This window comes from Psychrobacter sp. P11G5, assembly GCF_001593305.1.
Taxonomy (GTDB): Bacteria; Pseudomonadota; Gammaproteobacteria; order Pseudomonadales; family Moraxellaceae; genus Psychrobacter.
This window is the reverse complement of sequence record NZ_CP012540.1, coordinates 1-5511: the sequence shown is the minus strand read 5'-3', so window position 1 is coordinate 5511 and position 5511 is coordinate 1. Positions and strand designations below refer to the sequence as shown.

Below are 5511 nucleotides of genomic sequence, written 5' to 3'. Positions count from 1 at the left end.
AAAAAGCACTAGTTACCATAAAATATTTGGCTTTTCTCATGTCTTCTTGGATCAGATGATTGATCAATTTTTTCTTAACCTCAGTAATAAGCTATAGAAACTACTCTATTTGCCTACAAAATGAGATTTAATAGCCTTCTACCTTAATTCTTATACATACCTAGCCTTTTTTATTTTATCCATCTCTACAGCGATTTTATGGCTTTCTAGCTGCATTGCTTCGTTTACTCTAGCAATTTCCTCTTGATTTAGACCATCAATAGCCATCAAGTAAGGCTCAACACGTTTTTTAAGGGTGTCATAGCTCTCTTCCGCAACGTTTTTATCCAATCTAGCCTTCTCGTAGTCCATCAGGATGCTGTTTGCTGCCTTCACAGTGGGTTCTACTTGCTCAATAACGGCTATTGTGACCTTTTCCCCATATCTAGCCTTGCTTTCAAACATTTCAGGCTTAGGCGCTACGGTCGTAATACTAAAATCTCGCGCGTGATTGATGTCGTGGTAATACTCCTTGATGCTGGTATGTTTGGCTTTAGAGCCTTCCTTGCCCCTCGTTAGCCCTAAATCAGCGACCGTGTTGGCAAAATCGGTTTGCATCTGATTTAACTTAACCCTGCCGCCTAGAAAACCCTTACAGTTGAGCTTCCCTTTTTGGTCAATAGGAACGACATAAGCGACCAGCTGCGGTGTACTTATGTCCCGATGAATACTCATACCTGCAATATTTCCTTCTCCATGTTTATCCATGAGCCACTGAGCAGATCGCTTAAAAAATTCAGCTTCTTGGCTTTTTCCCCAACCTTCCCATTCAGGACTGGCGGTTATTAAATACTCAATACATAGCACCGCATCAGCGCGTCTTTTTTCAGGAAGTCGATCTTTTATTGCCTGTTTGACGGCTTCAGGGGTCGCAACGGTATGATGATTTTTAGGGGTGAGGTTGGGGTCAGCATTTGGCGTTTCTATCGTTCGGTAGCTGTGTGCAAGACTGCCACCGATGTTGCCCATCGTCTTTAATTTTGCTGTTCTCAAAATTGCATAGTTCATCGCCACTTTTTTCCTATAATTGAGTGTTATTTCATTAAAGTGTACTTACTACACCATAATTTCACCTGTTAGGAAAGCGTGATTTTTGGCGCAAAAGGCGGTAAAAAAGGGCTATTTTTCACTGTTTTTCAACTTGGCTGTTTACAGATTGTAAACAGCTTTTTTCTTTATAAATCAATAACTAAGAACGATTTTGTTTACACTTTGCAAACACTCAAATTTCAATAAACCTAACAATATCAGCTATTTGGCAGTCCCTTTAGGGTGCGTATGGTGTAGTCATCAAATTAGGTGGGAAATAACGGTTTTTTTATCTGTCGTAAAATCTGCTACAAAAAAGGGGGTATAAGAGCGTTACTTCTCGTTTTTCACTGGCATAATCTTAGGCTGGTATCAATAATTTATTAACCTAAAAAAATCATCTGTAGCTACAGATGATTCTAGTAGCGGAGTTATTTATGAGCATGATCGGTGTATCAGTAGCTAGCAATAAAAGCCTTCAGCTTGAAGCTACCCAAGAAGCCTATAATAGAGCTGTCGTGAAGCTTAATTTGCTGTTGATTGACGATAAAACGCACGAAGAAGTAGTCAGAAACAAGCTGTTTGAAGTCATGGATGAAAGAAATCAGCTGGGGAAGTACTCCACTTCTGATCTGTATGTCATGCAAAAAAGCATTGAGAAAACGGTTGATGATTTTCTTGCTGGATTAAATGAGCAGACTGTTACCACTTAGATTAGCGAAAAGATGGAACGCTATAGTTATTGAGGTTTAATCATCTTTCGCTTATATTGGGGGTACGAATATAAGCGAAAGGTGATTGCTATGACTACAACTAATTATAATATACGGCTTGACCAGGATCTGAAGGATAGGTCTTTTTCTGTTCTTGAAAGCTATGGATTAACACCTTCACAAGCCATAAGACTGTTCTTAAACCAAGTAGCCGATACTAATGCGATTCCTCTGTCTTTTGACTATCAACAACCTAAGCTCAACGCGCAAACGATTGCGGCTATTGCTGAGGTCGCGAGCGGTAAAGGCACTAAGTACGATAGCTTTGGTGATCTCATGGATGAGCTAGAAGGCGAGGCTGATGAGATCCATTGAAGTATCAAGTCAGTTTAAGAGAGATGCTAAAAAGAATTATCTAAGCTTACTCACTCCTGCATGGGGCGAGGTGCTCAATTGTTTGACTAACGACATACCGCTACCGGCTAAATACAAAGATCATGCGTTGACCGGCAATCATAAGGGATTTAGAGACTGCCATATCAAGCCTGACTTGGTGCTTATCTACCGTGTTCAGAACGATACGGTAGATTTTGTTAGGCTAGGTAGCCATTCAGAAGTGTTTGATTAGCCTAATTCAAGTGGTTCCATAATGACAGTCTATTTTGAGTAGTCTGTTAATAGACTTTTGGGGCTTTTAAGACGGTTCCACTAGGGTATATCCTTATCTAACAAGAAAAGTTACTTTAAAAATACAAACAGCTTTTATAAGCCTTCAGTCCTCGGCAGGAGGACTCGAAAAGTTAATTTATCGGGTATCCTAAATTAGTTGACCACTACAACTTTTCACTTACAACACGCAACCTTTTTAACACACGTTGATTATAAATCTCGATTTTCAAGGTGCTAATATAATTGAGTAATACTTAACTTAGATAACATAAACCACTGATTCTAATAACTTTCATCTTGTATTCTCACAGATTATTGTTTATCGAGATTTTGCAAGCTTTACTTAACTGGAGAAATTATGCGTGCTTTAACTTATCATGGTGCTAAAGATGTGCGAGTGGACAATGTCCCAGAGCCTAAACTGCAAGAAAAAGATGATGTTATTTTACGTGTGACTGCAACTGCAATTTGTGGTTCAGATTTACACTTATATCGTGGCAAAATACCTGAAACCGAGGAAGGCGATATCCTCGGCCATGAGTTTATGGGTGTGGTTGAAGAAGTAGGCTCTGAAGTTACTGCTGTTAAAAAAGGCGATAGAGTTGTTATTCCTTTTGTTATTGCATGTGGTAACTGCTTTTTCTGTCAGCATGACCTAATGTCCGCTTGTGAGACTACAAATACAGGCCCAGGCGCTGCTATTAATAAAAAAATAATTCCGCCACCGGCTGCTTTATTTGGTTTTAGCCATTTATATGGTGGGATTCCTGGTGGACAAGCAGATTTTGTACGGGTTCCTAAAGGTAATTTTAATCCGTTCAAAGTAAATGGCTCACTGTCAGATGAGAAGGTTTTATTTTTATCAGATATTTTACCAACTGCTTGGCAGGCCGTGACTAATGCCAATATTACTAAAGGTTCAACCGTAGCTATTTATGGAGCGGGTCCTGTGGGGTTGTTATCAGCCGCTTGTGCCAAAATGTTAGGCGCTGAGCAGATCTTCGTGGTAGATCATAATGACTACCGTTTGCAGTATGCCAAAGATACGTACGGGGCTATTCCGGTTAATTTCGATAAGGTAGATGCTGCTGAATTCATCATTGAACAGACCAAAGGACATCGCGGCGTTGACGGTGTTATTGATGCGGTTGGCTTTGAAGCTAAGGGCAGTTCGAAAATTGAAGGATCAAGCGCTCCAGCTTTACGTCAATGTATGGCAGCTGTGCGTCGTGGCGGGGTCGTTAGTGTTCCTGGTATATATGCAGGACCCATTAATGATTTCTTAATGGGTGACGCTTTTGATAAAGGGCTTGCTTTCAGAATGGGCCAAACCCATGTACACAAGTATTTACCACAATTATTAGAGTATATTGAAAATGGTGATTTATCACCTGAAGCTATTATTACTCACCGTATGAATTTGTCTGACGCTGCTAAAGGTTATGAAATTTTCGAAAAGCGTGAAGAAGAATGTCGTAAAGTCATTTTAACTCCTTAATTTTTCAAATTTGCCCTTTACTTTTAACATTTAAAGGTTAGGTCATAGCTGCTTTAACGAGATTGTCTTAAATAATGGTTATCGCTAAAGCAGCTAGCAAAAAAATCTTTAACTTGTTTTTCTCTGCACACGACAAAAAAATCACCCCCCCCCAACCGATTTTCATGGGTTTAGGGATTAAAAAACCAACTAACTGTCTTAGATGGTCTTAAAGCTTAGAAGTGTAAAGCACAATAAACTTTCTATTATATGTATGAAAAATTTATTTAATATTGAGTAAAAATCTGAAAAGTGAATAGCTTGGGCTACAAGGCTTCTTAGTTATTTCTTATCGAGCAATATAATTTAGTATTCAAGATATTCTCTAATCGGACGTTTGTTAAACTGCGTAGGGTCTTTTTTAAGGCGGTTAACCATTTCAAACTCCCAACCTTGCTGTGACTGACCAGCTGGACTAGTAGGGCTTACTAAATGATTGTATTCCGCCATAAAAGCAGGATTACGAGCAATTCGCCCTAGCTGCTTATCATTCAATCCATCGACCGTAAACATATCTCCTGTACTAACGTCGCGCTCCTTATTAACTACATCCCTCTTAGCTTTTGGCTTTTCATGAACAGTAAAACTAAATCCTGCAATTTTGCGACCTTTTTTCTTTTGAGTGTAACTAACATTGAGATCTGATTTTTCGTTTATCTCTTCAACAGCAAGGTTTAAGACCCTTTTTTTGAAGTTGCTCATAGTTTGATATTCATCAGACTCTAATCCTAACTGACCTCTAAACTTCTCCAATTCAAAAACAGGTGTTTTTTTGGCTTGCTTCCATTGAACCAGCAGCTCATAGAGCCTTACTGAATAATTACTATCCATTTCGGCTGTTTGTTCTAGTAAATACTTAGTGAAAAACTCTTCAGCCCCATCAATCCGAGTAATCCCTTGTACTACAGCCGGAGTAAATACAACTTCAATCGCTCCTTCGTCATCTAAATATCTAACTTGGGATAACCAGCGAGATTTAACTAACTTACCTTCATCATCAACATAGCTAAAACGTCTGTTAAATAGCGTATCTTCAGCGTCCTTCATCATTAGATAACCGTTTTGGCGAGTGGTATTAAAAACTTCAGCATATCTTTTAGCATCAATACGAAGTGGTATCTCTGCACTCAACCCTGTACCAGTCTCTCTAGCATCTACAACGGCTAACTGAACAATGCGTATTTCTGATAGTTTTAGATTTTGTAGTACGGTATTTAGATAATTAGTTTTCACTACTAGATTAGATTTAGACATAATAACCTTCAAATTTGAATACTTATATTTAATTGTATCTTCGAATACTATTTTATTCAAGTATTCAAATGGTAAGTAAACGTATTCGAATGGGTAAGTAAACGTATTCGAATGGGTAAGTAAACGTATTCGAATGGGTAAGTAAACGTATTCGAATGGTGCTTGTATCCTTTTAATACCAATGGATACAGAGGGCTTAAAAGCATTTAAAAGCATTTAAAAGCATTAAAAGCATTTTTTTTATTTTTTACTAACTAAAAAGACAAAAGA

6 protein-coding genes are annotated in these 5511 nt (G+C 38.4%); 4 read left to right on the top strand and 2 right to left on the bottom strand.

The window, feature by feature from the left end:
- Positions 1–150: 150 nt before the first annotated feature.
- On the bottom strand, positions 151–1047 hold the full coding sequence (mobV, locus tag AK825_RS14510) for a MobV family relaxase (RefSeq protein WP_068039766.1): 897 nt from the start codon (positions 1045–1047) through the stop codon (positions 151–153).
- Positions 1048–1505: 458 nt separating this feature from the next.
- Between mobV and AK825_RS14505 the strand changes: the two genes are divergently transcribed.
- From AK825_RS14505 to AK825_RS14490, 4 genes are all read left to right on the top strand, one after another.
- Positions 1506–1781, top strand: a complete 276-nt coding sequence (locus tag AK825_RS14505) for a hypothetical protein (RefSeq protein ID WP_068039764.1) — start codon at positions 1506–1508, stop codon at positions 1779–1781.
- Positions 1782–1871: 90 nt separating this feature from the next.
- Positions 1872–2156: a type II toxin-antitoxin system RelB/DinJ family antitoxin gene (locus AK825_RS14500; protein ID WP_068039762.1), complete on the top strand. Its 285-nt coding sequence runs from the start codon at positions 1872–1874 to the stop codon at positions 2154–2156.
- Entirely contained in the window at positions 2143–2409 is a 267-nt protein-coding gene (locus AK825_RS14495; protein ID WP_068039760.1) for a type II toxin-antitoxin system mRNA interferase toxin, RelE/StbE family, read from the top strand. The genes AK825_RS14500 and AK825_RS14495 overlap by 14 nt, the downstream gene beginning before the upstream one ends.
- Positions 2410–2808: 399 nt before the next feature.
- The gene (locus AK825_RS14490; RefSeq protein WP_068039753.1) at positions 2809–3948 is read left to right on the top strand and encodes a zinc-dependent alcohol dehydrogenase; all 1140 of its coding nucleotides are present in this window, start codon (positions 2809–2811) and stop codon (positions 3946–3948) included.
- A 345-nt stretch (positions 3949–4293) separates the two neighbouring features.
- Here the strand turns inward: AK825_RS14490 and repM are convergent, their stop codons facing one another.
- Positions 4294–5241, bottom strand: a complete 948-nt coding sequence (repM, locus tag AK825_RS14485) for a replication initiation protein RepM (protein WP_082787309.1) — start codon at positions 5239–5241, stop codon at positions 4294–4296.
- Between the last annotated feature and the right edge of the window lie 270 nt (positions 5242–5511).

Excerpts from the sequence above, each read along its gene's own strand:
- repM (WP_082787309.1), bottom strand. The coding sequence starts at position 5,241 with ATGTCTAAATCTAATCTAGTAGTGAAAACTAATTATCTAAATACCGTA.
- AK825_RS14500 (WP_068039762.1), top strand. The coding sequence starts at position 1,872 with ATGACTACAACTAATTATAATATACGGCTTGACCAGGATCTGAAGGAT.
- AK825_RS14505 (WP_068039764.1), top strand. The coding sequence starts at position 1,506 with ATGAGCATGATCGGTGTATCAGTAGCTAGCAATAAAAGCCTTCAGCTT.
- AK825_RS14495 (WP_068039760.1), top strand. The coding sequence starts at position 2,143 with ATGAGATCCATTGAAGTATCAAGTCAGTTTAAGAGAGATGCTAAAAAG.
- AK825_RS14490 (WP_068039753.1), top strand. The coding sequence starts at position 2,809 with ATGCGTGCTTTAACTTATCATGGTGCTAAAGATGTGCGAGTGGACAAT.
- mobV (WP_068039766.1), bottom strand. The coding sequence starts at position 1,047 with ATGAACTATGCAATTTTGAGAACAGCAAAATTAAAGACGATGGGCAAC.